Raw genomic sequence first — 3,381 nt, 5'->3', positions numbered from 1 at the left:
CCGCCGCCCCCGCGGCGGCGGGGCGCACGGTTTGCGGGCGGGGGCGGCCGTCCGCCGCCCCCGGCCGTCGGCGTTCGGGGGGAGAGTGGAGAGCCGGGCGTCGGGGCGGGCCGGGCGGGGTCGTTGGGGGCCGGCGGGGCCGGTGCGGGCCGGTCGATCCGAGGGTCGGTCAGCCCGCGCCGACCAGCGTCGCCGGGAGGTAGCCGGAGGATATGCCCAGCTCCCACCCGTGCGCCTGGACCGCGAGGGCGGCGAGGGCGATCGGGACGACCGGGAGCAGGGTGCGGGGCCGGGCCGTCGCGGGCGTGCTGTCGCGGTGGAGGGCGAGGCGGGCGGCGAGTGCCTCCTCGAAGGCGGCCCGGTTGTCGTCCAGCAGGACCCGCAGCAGTCGCTGGTCCGGGCTCAGCCCGCCGGGCGCCGCCCCGGCCGCGGCGTCCAGGCCCCGGGCGGCGGCCGCGCGCTCGTCGGCGTCCGGCTTGCGGAGCGGGACGGGACCGGGGGCGATCCACGGCGACCGCTCTGTCTCCACGACGAAGAGGTACGAGCCGAGGGCCGTCATCCCGGCCAGGTCCGCAGGCTCGGAGACGGACGTCAGGTCCGAGTGGGGCAGGCCGTCGCGGACCGCGGGCGCGTAGTCCTCGACGAGCAGTGGGCCGAGCATGCGGTCGCGGTGCGGCAGCAGACCGCCGATCAGGCACATCGCGAAGGCCTCCACCCAGGTCGCGGCCGTGGGCGCGAAGTCCACGACCGCACCGAAGCGGACGTCCTCGCTGTCCAGCGTTCTGCCGATGTACGGGAAGGGGACGTCGAAGTCGCCCCGGGGGAAGCAGCCGAGCTGGAGCACGCCGAGGGCGCACTCGGCCGCCGTCCACAGGGCCGCGCGGGCGTCGGCTCCGGTGAGGGCCCCGTCCTCCAGGGAGAGGGCGGCGACGTGGTCGAGCAGCTCCTCGCCCATCGCGCGGACCGACCCGATGGTCAACTCGTCCTCAAGGTCGTACCAGTGGCCGAGCGCCCGGCCGCGGACGTCCCCCAGGGCGTCGCGGATCCGCTGCTGGACCACGGTGTGACGCGTCACTTCCCGCACGTGCTGGTGCCTCCCCGTCGGTGGTGCGGTCCGTTGTCCCGCGTACCCGTGCTGACGGAGAGGCACGCTAGCAGCGACCACTGACACCGGGAGCCGGCGCTCAGAGGAGGCGGGCCGCGCCGGTCTCGTGGAGGTGGACCAGCGCGTCGTAGGCCGGGCCGATCGCCAGACGCGGCAGCGGGTCGCTGCGGAACTCCGTCCCGGCGTCGTAGGTCGGGCGGGCGGTGTCCAGCCAGGAGCGGGTGGCCGGCGGGGCGGAGCGCAGGTCGACGTAGTAGTCGCGGGGGCGCACCCGGTCGAGGACGTACTCGTTCATTCCGGCGGTGGCCGGGGGAACGGTGACCTTCTTCCAGTCGGGGGCGAACGGGGAGTCCTTGGTGAGGAACGAGCCGCGGCCGAAGGTGAGGCCGATGGCGACGTAGCCCGTGCCGAGGGCGTCGCGCAGGTACTCGCCCTGGGTCCTGGGGTAGAGCTCGGGGTCGCTGCTCCGGTACCCGACATGGCCGTTGTGCGCGGACAGCAGCACCTTCCCGCCGGTACGGCGCTGCCACCAGAGGGTGTTGTCGGTCATCGCCCGGTCGCGGAGCTGCTGCATCGCGGCCACGTCGGCGGTGTCCTCCAGGTTCACCGCGCTGAAGGCGAAGGTCAGGGCGATGCTCCGGGCGTTCTGCACCGCCCACGCGTACGCCTCGTCCTCCTTGCCCCCGGCCCCGGCTCCGGCCGCGGGCCCGGCGGCGGTGACCAGCTCCAGCGTCCGCTGCGCCACGACGGCGTTCTGCCGCCGCTCGGCGAGCGGCCGCGTGGTGACGTAGCCGATGGCGTCGTCGAAGGGGCGCAGGCCGGCGTACAGCTGCTCCAGCCGCGGCAGCGACCCGGGGGCGGCCTCGCGCACATAGGCGGTCACCCGGTCGAAGAGCTGGTCGCCGATCGCGGGGAAGTCCAGGTCGTCGCCGAGGAAGTGGACCGGGCGCAGCGGGTGTTCACGGTTGTGGTCGCGCATCCAGTCGATCAGGTCGGCGAACTCCTGGCGCTCCCAGGGCGAGGTGCCCATCGTGTCCTTCACCAGCTGCCGGGCGTTGCCGCCGGTGCGGCCCTGGACGTAGTCGTCGATCCGCAGGCCGCTGGACCAGCTCGTCTCCAGGGCGAAGGTGGTGAACCCCTTCTCCTCGACCAGGTGGCGCAGCACCCGCTGCTTCAAGGTGAAGAACTCGTGCGCGCCGTGGGTGGCCTCGCCGAGCCCCACCACCGTGGCGTCGCCGATCATCGCGCCCAGCGGCCGCAGGTCGGTGGTCCGGCCCGTGGGTTCGGTGGACCGCAACGGGTGGGCGAGCTCGCCCAGTTCGCGGACCACGGTGGAGATCTGACGGTCCGTCCGGTCTGCACTGTCCGGCCGGTCGGCGCTCGTCGGCTGGTCCGCGCGGGCCGCGGGGGCGAGCAGGGCGGCGGTCGCGGCGGCCGCGGTGGCGGTCAGCAGGGCGCGTCGGTCGATGCGCTTGCCGCGCTCCTCGCTGCGTGCGGTCATGTCGGGCTGCTCCTCGGTTCCTCGAACCATCGGTCCGCCGGTCCGCCGATCCGTCAATTCGACGATTCGGGCAGCCGGTTCGATGGGTGCGGACGGTTCGCCGACGAATGCCGGCCAACGAATCGTCGATCACCGGGGGGCGGCGACGCACTGGGGAACACCACCGGATCCGGCGGGGGACAACCCCCGGGAGGTCCGGCGCTCCCGGCGGGGCGGGTCGGAGCGCGGGACCACCGTACGGACAACGGAAGCAGAAGACAACGGAGCGCGGGGGCTGCGGGGTTCAGGACGACTGGACACGGACACGGACGCGGGGCCCGGGCGGCCCCGCGTGCCCCCGCCCGGGGGTGCACGGCGGGGCCGGCGGGCGTTCGCCGGACGCGGTCGGTTCAGAGCGAGGCGGACCGGTGGGTGGGACGGCCGTCCAGGACGGTCAGCAGGACGGGGAGGTCGGCCAGTTCGGTGGCCGGGGTGGTGAGCGGGTCGGCGGCGAACACGGTGAGGTCGGCGCGGTGGCCGACGGTGATCCGGCCCGCCAGCTGCTCCTCACCGGCCGCGCGGGCGGCGTTGGCGGTCATCGCCAGCAGCGACTCCAGAGCGGTGAGCGCCTGGCCGGGGTTGTGCGGGGCCTGGCTCAGGTCGCGGGTGGGGCGGCGGTGGGGGGGGGCCCCCCACACCCCCCCCCGCGGGGGGGGGGGGGGGGGGGTAAAAAAAAAAACAAACCCCCACACAAAAAGACAACACGCAATGGGAGGTGTGGGATGTAAAAAAGGTG

Annotated in this window: 2 protein-coding genes and 1 pseudogene; all 3 read right to left on the bottom strand. The window is 74.5% G+C overall.

Features of this window, described 5'->3' with window-relative positions; translation table 11 throughout:
* Positions 1-169: 169 nt before the first annotated feature.
* Positions 170-1,075 carry an immunity 49 family protein gene (locus ACWGJO_RS24295; protein ID WP_452186782.1) on the bottom strand — a complete coding sequence of 302 codons (906 nt, stop codon included), beginning with the start codon at positions 1,073-1,075 and terminating at the stop codon, positions 170-172.
* Between the two features lie 109 nt (positions 1,076-1,184).
* Positions 1,185-2,606, bottom strand: coding sequence for an erythromycin esterase family protein (locus tag ACWGJO_RS24290; protein WP_452186781.1), 1,422 nt, complete (start codon positions 2,604-2,606; stop codon positions 1,185-1,187).
* A 389-nt stretch (positions 2,607-2,995) separates the two neighbouring features.
* Positions 2,996-3,265, bottom strand: a pseudogene (locus ACWGJO_RS24285) (amidohydrolase family protein); the annotation flags it as partial.
* Positions 3,266-3,381: the final 116 nt, after the last annotated feature.

Source organism: Kitasatospora sp. NPDC054795, from assembly GCF_053611565.1.
The sequence above is the reverse complement of the archived record's forward strand: the minus strand, read 5'-3'. Positions and strand labels throughout refer to the sequence as shown.

Bases quoted from the DNA above. Each gene is read 5' to 3' on its own strand.
- ACWGJO_RS24290 (WP_452186781.1), bottom strand. From the start codon at position 2,606: ATGACCGCACGCAGCGAGGAGCGCGGCAAGCGCATCGACCGACGCGCC.